This is a genomic window from Streptomyces sp. NPDC102270, from assembly GCF_044766405.1.
In the GTDB taxonomy this organism is placed as follows: domain Bacteria; phylum Actinomycetota; class Actinomycetes; order Streptomycetales; family Streptomycetaceae; genus Streptomyces.
Map to the genome: position 1 here is coordinate 177,748 of NZ_JBIWLX010000003.1, position 15,307 is coordinate 193,054.

Here is a 15,307-nt window from a genome sequence, read left to right on the forward strand (position 1 = left end):
TCGATGACATCGCAGTTGACGGTGACCGGGCCGACCAGTGGATGGCACGGCCCGGCGTTGCTGAACTCTGGAAAGCGGCCGAAGGACGGGCTCTTCTACGGGTAGCTGGTCAGATTCGCCACGTTGGTCGAGGAGTTGGACGGGCCGCCGGTGCCGTTGACGACATGCCGGATGGTGCCGGTGCCGCCGAGGGAGACGGTCACCATGCTCTGGAAACGCACACCGGAGGTGTTGGGCGCCTCGATGGCCCGTTCGGCGGCCACGCCCGGGTTGACGTTGAAGTAGCAGTAGCTGCCGAGTCCGTACGCCTGGTGGCTGGTGACGGAATCGGCGACCTTGTAGGCGGCGTAGCCCAGCGTGGAGCCGTTCATCCAGGCCGCCTGGTTGGGCGGGTCGTAGGGCATCTCGTTCTGGTAGAAGTACGTGCGGCCGCCGTTGCCGTTCCAGATGGTCTGGTACTTCTGGTAGTGCTCGACGAACAGGCCGTACGCGGTGACGTTGTCGCCGTTGACGATGAGGCCGGTGTCCGCGGTGTTGCTGGTCCAGCCGACGCCGCTGCCGTGGTCGGCGCGCCAGATCCAGGTGTGGTCGGCGATGACGTTGTCGCTGTTGATGACGAGGCTGGTGGTCGCCCTGCCGACGCCCGCGCCGCCGACGCGGAAGTACACGTCGTGCAGGGAGGTCGGGTTCGCGGCGTGGGCGGCGGAGGAGCCCGTCGGCCCGACCTCCATCAGGGTGGGCGAGTTGGTGGTGCCCGCGTCGAAGAGCACACCCGCGACCTTCACACCGTCGACGTCGGCCACCTTCATCGCGGTGACGCCGTTGTCCGGCACGAAGGTGGCGAGCCCCAGGCCGAGGACCACGGTGTCGGCACGGTTCACCTGGAGCGTCTGGTTGAGGTGGTAGACACCCGGCGTGACCAGGAGGTTCTTGCCCGCTGTCAGAGCCGCGTTGATGTCCGCGGCACTTGCGCCAGGCTTGACGACGTAGAAGGTGTCGAGGGAGAGGGAGCTGCCGGGCGGGGAGCCGCTCGCCCAGCTGGTGCCCGTCGAGTTGGACCGCACCGACGGCACGAACACCTTGTAGGCGCCGTCGCCGCCGATGTACAGGAAGGGCTTCTCCCGGCTGACCGGGGACTGCGCGACCGTGGTGTGGGGCGGGTTGGGGAAGGTGGTGCCGGGGACGCCGTGGCTGCCGACGAAGACCATGTTCCAGTTGGCGCCGGTCCAGCTGCCGAGCTGGGAGTTGCGGGTCAGCCACTGCTGCTGGCTGCCGGAGTCGACCTGACCGTCGATCTTCGTGTCGGCGAGCAGACCGCCGCTGGACCAGCCGTTGTCGTCCAGGGCGAGGTTGCCGCGCAGATGCATCCGACGGTACGCCGCCGCCTGCGAGACCGCCCAACGGTCGCTGCCGTTCGTGGGGTTGACGGAGAGGTTCTCGGCCCCGCGCCAGAAGTTCTGCGTCGCGTTGCCCTGGAACCAGTCGGCCTCGGCGTGCACCGCCCCGTTGATCGTGACCGCGTCCGGGGTCAGCCCCAGCCCCGCGACCTGGGTGTAGAAGCCGACGTTGGCGTCCGCGCTGTAGGAGCCGGGCTTGAACAGGACGGCGTGGCGCTGGGCGCCGAACTGATTGGTCTCCTGCTGCTGGAAGATCGAGTTCAACCGCGACTGGATCGTCGAGGACGACATCGACGGGTCGAAGACGACGACGTTGGGGCCGAGGTCGGGGTTGGTGGCGGACGGGGTAAGGGGAACCACCTGGAAACGCTGGGCCGCACTCCCGTTGCAGGTGTACTGCACGAACTGCACGCTGTCGGCGGTCGAGGCGCCCGGATCGTCCAGGCACTTGCCGCTGTTGCGGTTGACGAAGTGATATGCGCCGCCGCCCTCGTCGACGGGCAGCCACTGCTGGTTGGCGCCGCCGCCGTACGCCCAGAGGTGCACGGGCGCACTGTCGGCGGTGGAGACGTCGGCCACGTCCACGACCTGGCCGGTGTTGTTGCGGTTGCCGATGCGGACGTAGCCGTCGCTGGTGGCGGTGAAACTCCACTGCTGGGCCGTACTGCTGTTGCACGCGTACTGCTGGACGAAAGTGCCGTTGGCGGTACCGGCCGATCTGGCGTCCAGGCACCGCCCACTTGCCGCGTTCATGACAGTGGAAAAGCCGGTGGGGAGCGCGGTGGGGAGGGCGGTGGCGGCCTCCGCGGGTGCGGGTACGGCGGTCAGGGCGGACGCGGCGGCCACCGTGACGAGGGTGGCGGCGCCGGATCTACGAAGGCGCGTGAGGGTGTGCATGCGCAGAGCCCTTCATGGTGGGGGGGTGGGGTATCGCGAGGTGTCTGGCTGACCCGTGAACCTAAAGGTGTGGACCACTTACGTCAAGAGATGAAGTAAGCTTTGAGGGAAGGGGGTTGAGGTGAGCAGCGCACGGCTTCCGGTTCGGGAGGCTTGGGCGGCCGCTGCGGGGAACCCGGCTGGACGTCGTCGCCGGGAGGGAACCCGCGTTGTGATCGCCGTCGCCTTGTTGCTGCTGCCCGCCCTGGGGGCGCTGCTGTACGCCATGGACCGCATCGAGGACCGATTGTCGGCCGGGCCGCCCACACCCCGGCACGCCAGGGGACGTCACCTGCGGCTGGTCCGTGGCGCGGCCCCGTCCCGCACCGGGCACAGTTCTGCCGGGCAGCCCGCGCAAGACCTCGACGCGGCGTGACGTCACTGCCGGGGCGGCCGGGCGGACCGAGCCGTCGAGGACACAAGCGGAATTCACCGGTGTCCTGATTGGGCGGAGGTCCGGGGGTACTCGGCGGGCATGAAGCTGCATCTTCCTGGACGCAAAGACCACCACGGCGGCGACGAGGCTCCGGAGCGCGAGGTCCCGCCGTCCGAGGAGGTGGGCCCGGGACCCGCCGTGGAGGAGCGTGCGCCGGACTCGCCGTCGCAGTTGCCGAAGACGGCCTGGGGGGCGGTGCTGAAGGGCAGCCTGCGGGAGTTCAAGGACGACGAACTGACCGACCGGGCCGCGGCGCTGACCTACTACGGTCTGCTGTCGCTCTTCCCGGCCATCCTGGTCCTGGTGTCCATGCTCGGCCTGACCGGCAAGTCCGCCACGGACACGGTGCTGAAGAATCTCAAGCAGTTCACCCCCGGCTCCGCCCGCGACATCATCACCGGGGCCGTCGAGCAGCTCCAGAACAACGCCGGCGTCGGATCGCTCATGGCGATCGTCGGCATCGTCCTGGCGGTGTGGTCGGCCTCCGGGTACGTGGCCGCGTTCATCCGTGCGGCCAACCGGGTCTACGACATGCCGGAGGGCCGCCCGATCTGGAAGATCCTTCCGGTGCGGGTCGGCCTGACGGTCGTCCTGATGGTGCTCGCCGTCATCAGCGCCCTGATCGTCGTCTTCACCGGCACCCTCGCCCGCAAGGCGGGCACGGCGATCGGGATCGGCGACACCGCCCTGACGGTGTGGTCGATCGCCAAGTGGCCCGTCCTGGTGGTCCTGGTCACGGTCATGATCGCGCTCCTGTACTGGGGCACACCGAACGCCAAGGTGAAGGGGTTCAGGTGGATCACGCCGGGCAGCTTCCTCGCCCTGGTCATCTGGCTGGTCGCATCCGCCGCATTCGCGTTCTACGTCGCCAACTTCGCCTCGTACAACAAGACCTACGGCACCATGGCCGGCGTCATCGTCTTCCTGGTGTGGCTGTGGATCAGCAACCTGGCGATCCTCCTGGGCCTGGAGTTCGACGCCGAGACCGTCCGGCAGCGGGCTATCGCCGGAGGGCTGCCGCCCGACAAGGAGCCCTACACGGAGCCGCGCGACACCAGGACGTGGGACGAGCAGGACCTCCGCAGCCTCGACGACCCAGGACCGGCGCACGGCGAGTGACGGGTTGATCCGGGTCCGGACTGCTTATCTCGGGGAACTTGGGACAACCGCAGGTCATGAGGTTGCTGACGGACTTGTATGAGGTCGACGAGGCTCTGACACGGCGGGCGGCTTCCCGGATCCCGCCCGGCGTGGCCAAGGCGTTGTCGGCGGTGGAGGAGTCCGCCGAGAGCACCAAGCTGTGGTGCGGTGCCGCCGCCGTGATGGCGTGGAAGGGCGGTTGGCGGGGCCGGAGGGCGGCGGCCGCCGGACTGGGTGCCCTGGTGGTGGCCCAACTGGTGTCGAACGGCCTGTGCAAGCAGTTGGCCGGTCGTCCCAGGCCGCCCGCGGAGTGGATCCCGCACGACGAGGTCGCCGACCGCCCCGACTCGTCCTCGTTCCCCTCCGGACACACGGCGGCCGCGGTCGCCTTCACCGCCGGGGTCGCCCCCACCTGGCCGGCCGCGGGCGCGCTGTGCGCGGTGCCGGCCACCGTGGTCGCCGTCGAACGGGTGCAGTCGGGGGCCCACTATCCCAGCGATGTCGTCGCCGGTGCCGCCATCGGCCTGGCCGGCGCCTGGCTCGCACGTCGTGCCCCGGCCGTGTTCCTGCGCCACTGGCTCTGACGTCCTTCTGCCGGAAGCGACCCGGGGGCCGTGCTTCGACGGCGATGAACGCGAGGGTGCGCGTCGGCCCGCTCGAACCTGCTGAGCGGGCCGACGCCGCTGTGTGCCGGCAGCCCCACACCGCGGGCACACAAGGGACAAGCCACCGTGGGCCGCCGCCGCGGCTCCCCAGGGACCCATCGTGGGGGTAACCCGTATCCCACGAGGTAATCCTCGTGAGCCGTGACGAGTGGGACCGAGGAGCATTGACCGGGGAAGACGGTTCGTCCTACCGTCGTCGCACGATGTGCCGGAACGTTCCGGCAGAGCAGCGGCGCCTCGCCGCGGAAGCGGAGCGGACCCATGGGCCTGCCGTCCACCGACTGGCTGGTGCGACCCGTCGCACCGATCGACGAAGCCGCCGCGTCGGCCGTGCTGGCGACCCGGTTCGGGGTGCGGGGCACGGTGCGGGACCTGGGCAGCCAGCAGGACCGCAATTACCGGGTGCGCGGCGAGACCGGGGAGTACGTCCTCAAGGTCGCCAACCCCGCCACCCGGACGGCCGAGCTGCGGGCCCAGTGCGAGGCCGTGGAGCACCTGGCGCGTGCGCTGCCCGGCCTCCGGCTGCCCCGGGCGGTCCCCGGCGCCGACGGTGACGTGGTGCAGCCCTTCCGCGCGGACGAAGCCGAACTGGCCTGTCGCCTGCTGGAGTTCGTGCCGGGCGAGCCGATCATGGACAGCCGCTATCTCGCCCCCGCCGTCGTCGCCCGCCTCGGCGAACTCGCGGGGCAGGTCGCCGCGGCCCTCGCCGGTTTCACCGCCCCCGACCCCGACCGCTTCCGGCCGTGGGACCTGCGCAACGCCCTCGACGTGGTCGAGGCCCTCGCCCCGCACTGGCCCGACCGGACCCGCGCCGACCAGGTGCTGAACGCCGCCCGCACCGCGTACGCCCTTGTGGAGCCGCACGCGAAGGACCTGCCGGTCCAGTTCGTGCACGGCGACCTCACCGACAACAACGTCGTCTGCGAGACCGCGAGGAACGGCCGGCGGATGCCCGTCGGAGTGATCGACTTCGGAGACCTCGGCACCGGCTGGACCGTGGCGGAACTGGCGGTCACCTGCACCTCCGTCCTGCATCACCACGGCGCCGGACCCGCCTCGGTCCTGCCCGCCGCCCGCGCCTTCGACGCCGTACGCCCGCTCTCCGACGCCGAGTCGGCCGTACTGTGGCCGCTCGTCGTGCTGCGGGCGGCCGTCATGGTGGTCAGCGGGCAGTACGACGTCCTCCAGGATCCCGGCAACGGCTACGCCTCCGCCGCCCTGGACCGGGAGTGGGCCATGTTCGAGTCGGCCGTCTCCGTCCCGGCCGAGGTGATGACGGCCCAGCTGCGGGAGACGCTCGGCCGCCCCCTGCCCCAGGTCGCCGCCGCACCCGCCCACCGCATGCTGCCGGACCTGCCCGAGGACATACCGGTCCTCGACCTTTCCCCGCAGAGCGACGACCTGCACACGGGCCGATGGCTGGACGCGGACGCCGAAGCCGCCCTGGCCTCCGGCCGGCCGGCGGCCCGCACCCGGCACGGCGAGTTCCGCATGACCCGGACCACGATCGACACCGCGGACGCCCCGGCGACCTGCGCCCTCGCGGTGGACGTCCATCTCGCGGACGCCCTGGAGGTGCACGCGCCCTGGGCGGGCACGCTCACCCGGCACGCCGACGGGACGCTCGACCTGCGCGGCGAGGGACCGGTCCTGTGGCTGTCCGGCATCGCCGGCCCGGCCGCATCCGGTCCGATCGCCGCCGGACAGCGCCTCGGCACCGTCGCCGAGCGGGACGGCAGACACACCCTCGGAATCCAGCTGTCGACCCTGGCCGACCGGCGGCCACCTCGGTTCGCGCCCCCGGCCCTGGCCGCCGGCTGGCTCGCGGTGAGCCCGGATCCCACGGCACTGATCACCGGGCGGGACGCGGGGGAGGCGTCTGCCGACCAGGATCTCCTCGACCGCCGCGACCGTGCCTTCGCCGGCGTCCAGGAGCACTACTACGACGAGCCGCCCCGTATCGAACGCGGCTGGCGCCACCACCTCGTCGACACCCAGGGCCGCGGCTACCTCGACATGCTCAACAACGTGACCATCCTCGGCCACGGCCACCCCGGGCTGAGCGACGCCGTGCACCGGCAGTGGCGCCGCCTCAACACCAACTCCCGCTTCCACTACGGCTCGGTGGTCGAGCTCTCCGAGCGGCTCACCGCGCTGCTGCCCGCGGAACTGGACACCGTCTTCCTGGTCAACAGCGGCTCCGAAGCCGTGGATCTCGCCCTGCGCCTGGCCTGGGCGGCGACCGGACGGCAGGACACGGTCGCGGTCGAGGAGGCATACCACGGATGGACGTACGCCAGTGACGCGGTCTCCACCTCGATCGCGGACAACCCGAACGCCCTGTCCTCACGCCCGAGTTGGGTCCACACCGTGGCCGCTCCCAACTCCTACCGCGGCCGCCACCGCGGTACGGAGGCACGGCGGTACGGGCCCGAGGCCGCCGCGCGGATCACCGAACTCGCCGCACAGGGCCACCGGCCCGCCGCCTTCGTCTGCGAGCCCTTCTACGGCAACGCGGGCGGCCTCCCGCTGCCCGACGGCTACCTCCGGCAGGTCTACGACGCCACCCGCGCCGTCGGTGGTCTGTGCATCGCGGACGAGGTACAGGTCGGCTACGGCCGACTCGGCACCCACTTCTGGGGGTTCGAGCAGCAGGGCGTGGTGCCGGACATCGTCACCGTCGCCAAGGCGATGGGCAACGGGCACCCGCTGGGCGCGGTGATCACCCGGCGGGAGATCGCCGACGCCTACCGCACACAGGGCTACTTCTTCTCCTCGGCCGGGGGCAGCCCGGTCAGCAGCGTGGTCGGGCTGACCGTGCTGGACGCGCTGCGCGACGAACGGCTCCAGGACAACGCCCTGGAGACGGGCGGGTACCTGAAACGGCGGCTGGAGGAACTCGCCGCCCGGCACCCGCTGATCGGCGCGGTGCACGGCTCGGGGCTGTATCTGGGCGTCGAGTTCGTCCGGGACCGCGAGACCCTGGAGCCGGCCACCGAGGAGACCGCCGCGATCTGCGACCGGCTGCGCGAACTCGGCGTGATCGTCCAGCCGACCTCGGACCGCCAGTGCGTGCTGAAGATCAAGCCGCCGCTGTGTCTGACCCGCCGGAGCGCCGACGTATTCGCCGCCGCCCTGGACGACGTGCTGACCCACGGCTGGTGAGGCAGGGTGCCGACCAGCAGCCCCCGCCTGCCGACCGGACCGGTCGCGCCCGCCACCCTCGCCGACGTCGCCCGTGGCGCGGGGGTCTCCAAGACCACCGCGTCGGACGCGCTGCGGGGCCACGGCCGGGTGTCCGACACGACCCGCCAGGCAGTTCTGGACGCCGCCGTGCGCCTCGGGTACACGCCCAACCGGAGCGCCCGCACCCTGCGCACCTCCGTCACGGACACCATCGCGCTGCACATCCCGGAGTTCCTCACCAGCGCCGAGTACTACATGTCGTTCGTGTTCGGCGTCGCGGAACAGGCCGCGCGCGCCGGGCTGAACGTGACCCTGGTGTCCTCCGGCCGCCTCCCGCAGGCCGACGGGCTGATCCTGTGCGACCCGATGCCGGACAACCCGGTCGTGGACCAGCTGATGAACACGGGGCTCCTGGTCGTCACGGCCGAGCGCTACGGCGGCGAAGGACAACCCGCCGGTGTGGTCTGGTCCGACCACGAGACGTCCCTGACGGAACTCCTCGACCACCTGCACGCGAGGGGTGCCCGTCGGCCCGCGTTCATCGCCTCCGACACCACCGGCGACTGGGCCCTCACCCTCCAGCGCACCTACGCCCACTGGTGCGCCGGGCACGACGCCCCACCGCTGCTGCGCAAGGCGCCGTTCGGCTCCTCGCCCGAGGTGCTCCGGGGCGTCGTAGGGGAGTTGCTCGCCGCGAACCCGGAGACCGACGCGATCGTGTGCGCGGCCGACGGGGCCGCGGCGGCCGTCCTGCCCGAGATCCGCTCGGCGGGCCGGGTCGTGGGCGAGGACCTGCTGCTGGCGTCCTGCGTCGACAGCCCGGCGATGCGGACCGCGGAACCCCCGATCACGGCCATCGACCTGAAGCCCCGTCACATGGGCGCGGAGTGCGTCCGGTTGCTCTGCGAGATACTCGCCGGCCAGGCCCGGCGCGGCACGGCCCGCACCCTGGCCATCGACATGATCGTCCGGGCGTCCACGGGCTCGTGACGCGTCAGGAGCGGGGCCGCCCCGCTCTCACCGCCTCCGGCGCCGCCCCGCTGCTCGCGCGGACCACGAGGTCGACGGGGACGAGCGACTCGGGCCCGGGCGGCGAGGCCGAGTCGTCGATCCGGCTCAGCAGGAGCCGCAGGGACCGGGTGCCGATCTCCGCGAAGTCTGTGCGCACGGTCGTCAGCGGCGGCAGCAGGTGCGCGGCCTCGGGGATGTCGTCGTAGCCCACCACGCTCACCTCGCCCGGCACCGAGCGGCCCGCCTCGTGCAGGGCGTGCAGGACGCCGAGGGCCATCTGGTCGTTGGACACGAACACCGCGGTGACGTCCCCGCGCCGAGCCAGCCTGCGCCCCAGGTGGTAGCCGGAGTCGGCGCTCCAGTCCCCGAACAGCGGCTCCGGGACCGGTGCGTCGGCCGCCTCCAGCGTGGTGCGCCAGCTCGCCAGCCGCTGGTCGGCGGAGGTCCAGCCGCTCGGGCCCGCGATGTGCCAGACGGTGGAGTGGCCGAGTCGCAGCAGATGCTCGGTGGCTTTGCGGGCGCCCTCCCGTGAGTCGCCGGTGACCCGCTCGGTCTCGGGGTCGAAGCCGTTCTCCAGCACCACCAGCGGAGTGTCCAGATGAGCGTCCGCCAGGGCGTGGCCCACCCACAACTGCGGGGCGATGGCGATCAATCCGTCCGCGCCCTCGGCGGAGAGCCGGTCGACGGCCTCGACGACCGTGTCGTGCTCGGCCGTGTCCAGGGCGATGGAGCTGAGCAGATAGCCGGCCTCCTGGGCGGCGGTGTTGATCGCGGTCAGGATCGCCGACGGTCCGTAGCGGGCCGCGTCGAAGGTGATGACCCCGACCATCCGGGTCCGCCCGCTGGCCAGCGACCGAGCGCTGCGGCTGGGCCGGTAGCCGAGCGTTCGCATGGCCGTCAGGACCGCCTCGCGGGTCTCGGGACGGACCGACGGATGCTCGTTGAGCACCCGGGAGACGGTCTGCTTGGAGACACCGGCCAGCCGGGCCACATCGTCCATCACCGGACGCGAGCCGGCGAAGTTGCGTCGGCTGCGCCCCTTCGGCACGGCTCCCTCGGCGGCGCTTGGGGTCATGGTGGCGGTTTCCTCGACGTGGTGGGGGCGGTGGTACGGCGGTCCCGGCCCGCCCGGGGAGCACAGCATAGGCGGGCCGGTACCGGGAATCGGGCGGCGGCATGGGGCTCCGGGGCAGGTCAGCCCGCCGGCACCGACCGGGTGTGCCGGATGATCCACTCGGCGTGTGTGACGGTGGCCGTCTCCCGGGCACCGCGCGCCTGTTCGGGCAGATGGACCGGCGCCTGCGCGTGCAGCGGCAGCACCCGCAGCCGCAGACCCCCGGCGCGCAGCGCGTCCGCGGGCAGCCGGTCCAGGCCGATGTCCCAGACCCGCCCGCCCCAGAACTGGTCGGCGACCAGCGTGCCTCCCACGTACGCCCGCCCCACGTCTCCGTTCCACTGCAGCCGCAGCAGCGTCCCGGGCGGCAGGCCGTTCGGCACCGCGACGTGGTATTCGGCGGCCACGGTGTCGAAGTACTTGTCGGCCGGCGCGCTCGCCCGGTCCAGGACACCGGTGACGGTCTCGGGGGCGGGCCCTGCGGCCCGTACGAGGGTGACCTCGGGCGCGGATACCTCAACGGCCGGTGCCGCCGGGACCGCGTAACGGGTGAACACCCCGTCCGCGACCGCCTCGGCCGTCACGCCGTCCACCACGGGTGCCCGTTCGGGTGCGGGCAGCACGGCGAAGGAGGTCGCCGCCCCCGAACCGTGCAGCCGTACCTCGTCCCGGTCGAAGACCACACCGTCCCCGCTCAGCACCAGCCGCTCGGCACCCCATGCCTCGCCCCGGTAGACGGTACGGGCCGTCGCCGCGTCCAGCACCAGCAGGCCGACCCGGCCGCCCTCGGCGGTGTCCACCTCCACGAGGGCGCCGGTGCCGGGAAGCAGCCCGGTCACCAGCAGTCGGTCGCCGACCGGGGTGACATCGCCGGTGGGTGTGTGCACCACCGAGACCGTGGCCGCGTCCAGGGCGAGTTCGGGCGCGATGCCGTCGGTCGCGGCCAGCACCAGGACCGTACGGCCGTCCACGTCGACCGTGCACACCGGCTGGGCGGTGGCCCACTCCAGCCGCAGACCGGCCACGTCGAGCCGCAGCGGCCAGCAGAAGTACGCACCGCTCGGAACCGTGACGGGAGTGCTGGGCAGGGTCAACCCGCGCTCGGAGGAGGGAAATTCGACCGTGAAAGAAGTCTCCGGGTGGTCCGGCAGCTGTTCGTGCGGCTGGTGGTTGTTGACGAACAGGAAGCCCGAGGCGCCGTCACCGCGCACCGCCCAGCGCAGGGTGTCCCGGTCGAACTGCCCGTCCGGCCGCCGCTCGGGCAGCACCGACTCCATGGGCGCGATCAGGTGCCCGAAGTCCGCCAACAGCAGGTGCTGGAGCCGTAGTTCGTGATAGGTCCGTCGGTACTGGCCGTACTCGCCGAGCGGGGCCTGGAAGTCGTACGTCAGCACGGGCAGGTCGTTCGGATAGCCGGTGGCATGCGACTCCTGCAGGGTGCTGAGCTCACCCGCCGGGTTGGTGCCGCCGTGGAACATGTAGTACCCCTGCCAGACCGAGCCGCAGCCGATCTTGGTGAGGCCGAGCGCACCGATGTCGTCGGGGTCGACATACGGCCGACGGTGGTACGACACCGCCATGCCGCCGCCCAACTCGCAGGTGGCCCAGGGGAACCGGTCCGCGAAGGCGTCGGGCTCGCTGCCGCGCACGGTGACCGGGCGCAGGTCGGATCCGATGCCCTCGTCGTCGCGCTGGTGGGTGAAGAAGAAGTGCTTGCGGCAGGTGTCGGGCCAGCCGCCGTCGGCCTCGGTCCAGAAGGCCTCGGTGTAGCCGCCGTACAGCGGAAGCAGTTCGTCCGGCGGGAGTTGCACACCGCCCCAGGCGGTCGACGTCCACAGGGGTGCGCTCAGTCCGGCCTCCTGGGCCATCCGCTTCAGCGTCAGCAGATGGCCGGGCTGGTCGTAGAGCTCGTTCTCGATCTGGATCGCCACGATCGGGCCGCCGTGGGCTCGGTCGAGGCCGCTCAACTGCTCGGCGATCGCCGCGAACCAGGGGCGCACGGCGTCCAGGTACACGGGGTCGTCGGTGCGGGGCACGCAGTCGCGGGCCAGGACCCAGTCGGGCAGACCGCCGCCCCGGACCTCCGCGTGCGACCAGGGGCCGACACGGGGGATGAAGGCCAGACCGTGCCGGGCGCACAGCTCGGCGAAGCGGCGCAGGTCACGGTCGCCGTCGAAGCGGATACGGCCCTCGATCTCCTCGTGGTGGATCCAGATGAGGTAGCTGGCGACGGCCGTGACCCCGCCCGCCTTCATCTTCAGCAGCTCCTCCTCCCACTCCCCGGCCGGGTAGCGGGAGTAGTGGAACTCGCCGGACACCGGGAACCAGGGGCGGCCGCCACGGGTGAGCCAGCGGCTGGTCACCTCGATCGGGTCGGACAGCCCGGGGGCGTCCGCGAAGGGCAGGTGCCCGGTCAGCGGAGGCCCGGCGGGGGAGGGGAGGCGCAGGTGGTGCGGGCGGGACATCAGTCGCTCTCCGGTCCGAGGTCGGGCGTGTCGGTGAGCCGGGCGCGCGTACCGGTGGTGGCGTGCAGCTCCAGCAGGACCAGCTCGTTGGTGCCGGGGCGCAGGACGGGCGCGGGGACGTACAGCGTGTGCTGCGGGCCCCGGTTCCAGTAACGGCCGAGGTGGAAGCCGTTGACCCAGGCCTGGCCCTTGGTCCAGCCGGGCAGGGAGAGGAAGGTGTCCGCCGGGCTGTCCACCTCGAAGGTGCCCCGGTGGAAGGCGGGTACCGCGTCCGTGGTCGCCCCGGACGGCCCGAACGGCACGGCGGCCAGGTCGTCCAGCGGCACGGCCCGGCACTCCCAGCCGCGCAGGTCGGTGCCCTGGAAGGACACCGGGCCGAGCAGCCCCTTCGGCGCCCCGATGCGCGGCCCGTAGTTGACCCCGCCCATGTTCTCCACGAGCACTTCGAGAACGGCACCGGCGTGCGGCACACGCACGGACAGGGTCTCGTCGTGCCGCTCCCGCTCCAGTACGCCCACCGAGGCGCCGTCGACGAAGACCTGAGCCCGGTCGCCGACCCCGCCGGGGAAGTGCAGCAGACCGTCGCCCGAACCGGGAAGCGTCGTGCGGTAGAGCACGTAACCCGTGTGCACGCCGAGCTCGTTCATCGTCGCGGGGGCTTCGGTGCCGGTCGACGGAAGTCCTCGGACATACGACAGCAGCGGCGCCCGGTGGTCCAGGTCCACGTCTGTGACCGGGAGTTTGGGCGAGGGCGCCGGGGCCGGCTCGTCGGGCGTGGCTGTGTGCCGGGCGATCACCTCGCGGAACGCGTGGTACTTGGGACCGGGGTCGCCGCTCTCGGTGAGCGGGGCGTCGTAGTCGTAGGACGTGACAGTGGGTTCGTAGGCGTGCTTGTGGTTGGCGCCGTTGGTGAAGCCGAAGTTGGTGCCGCCGTGGAACATGTAGATGTTGACCGAGGCGCCCGCCGACAGCAGCCGGTCCAGGTCGGCCGCGGCGTCGGCGGCGGGCCGTACGTGGTGCGGGCCGCCCCAGTGGTCGAACCAGCCGACCCAGAACTCCGAGCACATCAGCGGACCCTCGGGCTGGTGGGCGCGGAGCGCGGCCAGGTTCTCCTCGACCCGGCTGCCGAAGGTGACCGTGGCGAGCGTGCCCGGGAGGGTGCCGGCCGCCAGGTGCCCGGCGTTGGCCTGGTCGCAGGTGTACAGCAGTTCCTCGACACCGCGCTCGCGCAGCGCCTGGTGGACATGCTTGAGATACGCGGTGTCGTCGCCGTACGCCCCGTACTCGTTCTCCACCTGCACGGCGATCACCGGACCGCCGTGCGCGGCCATGAACGGCCGCAGGGCCGGCAGGAGTCGGTCCAGGTAGCCGTCGAACGCCGCCGTGAAGCGGGGGTCGCTGCTGCGCAGCCGGATGTCGGGGTCCGCCAGCAGCCAGGCGGGGAGACCGCCGTCGTCCCACTCGGCGCAGATGAACGGCCCCGGGCGCAACAGGACGTGCAGGCCCTCGTCCTGGGCGAGGCGCAGCCAGCGGGGCAGATCGAGGAAGCCGTCCAGGACGAGCCTGCCCGGCTCGGGTTCGTGCAGGTTCCAGGGCAGATACGTCTCGATGGTGTTGAGGCCCATCAGCCGCGCCTTGCGCAGCCGGTCGCTCCACTGGTCGGGATGGATACGGAAGTAGTGCATGGCCCCGGAGATGATCCGGAACGGCTCACCGTGCAGGAGGAAGGCGTCGGAGGACGTCGTCAGTGCGGGCATGCGGGGCATCCCTTCGAGTCGGCGGAATTCAGTGGGTTCGGGTACTGCGGACGAGCCAGAGCGTGGCGGCCAGGCACAGCGCCGAGACACCGCTCAGCAGGAGTGGCACGGCCCGGATCCCGGACCACTCGATGGCCTTGCCCAGCGCCGGTCCCGCCGCCACGCCGCCGATCATCGAGGCGGCGATGACCAGCGCGCCGGCCCGTCGGGCACCCGGGGCGGCCCGGTGCAGCCAGGGCAGGCCGGTGGGGAAGATCGGTGCGATGAACAGACCGACACCCGCGTAGGCGTATGGCGCCAACTCCCGTACGGACGCCAGGAGCAGACAGACCGTCATACCCGCGCAGGACACGGTGATGATGGTCTGCGCCGAGAACCGCAGGGCGATCGGGGCGACCAGGAAGCGGCCCACCGTCATCATCAGCCAGTAGACGGAGGTGGCGGTCGCGGCCACCCCGGCCCCGTATCCCACGGTGTCCAGATGGGTGGGCTCCCAGCCGCCGACGCCCGCCTCGATGCCCACGTGCAGCACGTAGAGGGCGACGAACACCGAGAGCACCGAGGCCAGGCTGCGGCCGAGCGCGCCGGGGGAGTCGAGAAGCGCGCCGGACGGCTGGGGCGCCCGGTTCCGTACGCCCTTCAGGCACAGCAGCAACGGCAGGTTGGCGAGCGCGAAACCGAGGAAGACCGCCGGATAGTGCCCGGCACCCACTGCGCCGATCAGCGCCGGACCGAGGATCGCGCCCACTCCGAAGTGCGCGTTGAGGATGTTCAGCATCGCGGTGGACCGGTGGCCGAAGCCCACCGCGAACAGTTGGTTCAGGCCGTAGTCGATGCCCCCGAAGCCGAGACCGGCGAGCAGCGCCGCGGTCAGGGCGGCGGGCCAGTTCGGCGCGAGCGCGAAACCCGCCGCGCCGAGCGCCATCAGCAGGTACGAGGCGCCCAGGATCCGCCGGTTGCCGATCCGGCCGAAGAGCCGGTCGAACAGCAGGACGCCGGCCACCCCGCCGACGAAATGGGCGCTGAGACCGAGCCCCGCTGCCGAGGGAGACAGTCCGAACTCCTCGCGGAACGCGGGGATCGCCGGACCGTACAGCGCCTGGAGTGCGCCGATGAGCACGAACCCGACGCAGGAGGCGACCACTGCGGCCGGGCTGAAGACCGGAGTGCGCGCGGGCGCCAGCGTCGAGGACATGGAGG

Annotated in this window: 10 protein-coding genes; 5 read left to right on the forward strand and 5 right to left on the reverse strand. The window is 71.8% G+C overall.

Annotation, left to right across the window (positions count from 1 at the left end; all coding sequences use genetic code 11):
• Window positions 1-95 precede the first annotated feature (95 nt).
• Window positions 96-2,294 carry an RICIN domain-containing protein gene (locus ACIRP7_RS06215; protein ID WP_403654578.1) on the reverse strand — a complete coding sequence of 733 codons (2,199 nt, stop codon included), beginning with the start codon at window positions 2,292-2,294 and terminating at the stop codon, window positions 96-98.
• 211 nt (window positions 2,295-2,505) lie between these two features.
• Here ACIRP7_RS06215 and ACIRP7_RS06220 point away from each other — a divergent pair, with 211 nt between their 5' ends.
• From ACIRP7_RS06220 to ACIRP7_RS06240, 5 genes are all read left to right on the forward strand, one after another.
• The gene (locus ACIRP7_RS06220) at window positions 2,506-2,709 is read left to right on the forward strand and encodes a hypothetical protein (protein ID WP_403654580.1); all 204 of its coding nucleotides are present in this window, start codon (window positions 2,506-2,508) and stop codon (window positions 2,707-2,709) included.
• 99 nt (window positions 2,710-2,808) lie between these two features.
• On the forward strand, window positions 2,809-3,888 hold the full coding sequence (locus ACIRP7_RS06225; RefSeq protein WP_403654582.1) for a YihY/virulence factor BrkB family protein: 1,080 nt from the start codon (window positions 2,809-2,811) through the stop codon (window positions 3,886-3,888).
• A gap of 56 nt (window positions 3,889-3,944) precedes the next feature.
• Entirely contained in the window at window positions 3,945-4,493 is a 549-nt protein-coding gene (locus ACIRP7_RS06230; protein WP_403654584.1) for a phosphatase PAP2 family protein, read from the forward strand.
• 342 nt (window positions 4,494-4,835) lie between these two features.
• Window positions 4,836-7,739 carry an aminotransferase gene (locus ACIRP7_RS06235; protein ID WP_403654586.1) on the forward strand — a complete coding sequence of 968 codons (2,904 nt, stop codon included), beginning with the start codon at window positions 4,836-4,838 and terminating at the stop codon, window positions 7,737-7,739.
• Between the two features lie 6 nt (window positions 7,740-7,745).
• Window positions 7,746-8,750 (forward strand): LacI family DNA-binding transcriptional regulator, encoded by a 1,005-nt coding sequence (locus tag ACIRP7_RS06240; RefSeq protein WP_403654588.1) that lies wholly within the window; start codon window positions 7,746-7,748, stop codon window positions 8,748-8,750.
• Window positions 8,751-8,754: 4 nt separating this feature from the next.
• Here ACIRP7_RS06240 and ACIRP7_RS06245 read toward each other — a convergent pair whose 3' ends face one another.
• The 4 genes from ACIRP7_RS06245 to ACIRP7_RS06260 all read right to left on the reverse strand — a co-directional run bounded on the left by ACIRP7_RS06245 (window position 8,755) and on the right by ACIRP7_RS06260 (window position 15,302).
• A complete protein-coding gene (locus ACIRP7_RS06245) occupies window positions 8,755-9,846 on the reverse strand; it encodes a LacI family DNA-binding transcriptional regulator (RefSeq protein ID WP_403654590.1) in 1,092 nt (363 codons plus the stop codon).
• A 119-nt stretch (window positions 9,847-9,965) separates the two neighbouring features.
• A complete protein-coding gene (locus tag ACIRP7_RS06250) occupies window positions 9,966-12,350 on the reverse strand; it encodes a beta-galactosidase (RefSeq protein ID WP_403654592.1) in 2,385 nt (794 codons plus the stop codon).
• Complete coding sequence (locus tag ACIRP7_RS06255) at window positions 12,350-14,107, reverse strand: beta-galactosidase (RefSeq protein WP_403654594.1); 1,758 nt, start codon at window positions 14,105-14,107, stop codon at window positions 12,350-12,352. The genes ACIRP7_RS06250 and ACIRP7_RS06255 overlap by 1 nt, the downstream gene beginning before the upstream one ends.
• A gap of 28 nt (window positions 14,108-14,135) precedes the next feature.
• A complete protein-coding gene (locus tag ACIRP7_RS06260) occupies window positions 14,136-15,302 on the reverse strand; it encodes an MFS transporter (protein WP_403655126.1) in 1,167 nt (388 codons plus the stop codon).
• Window positions 15,303-15,307 lie beyond the last annotated feature (5 nt).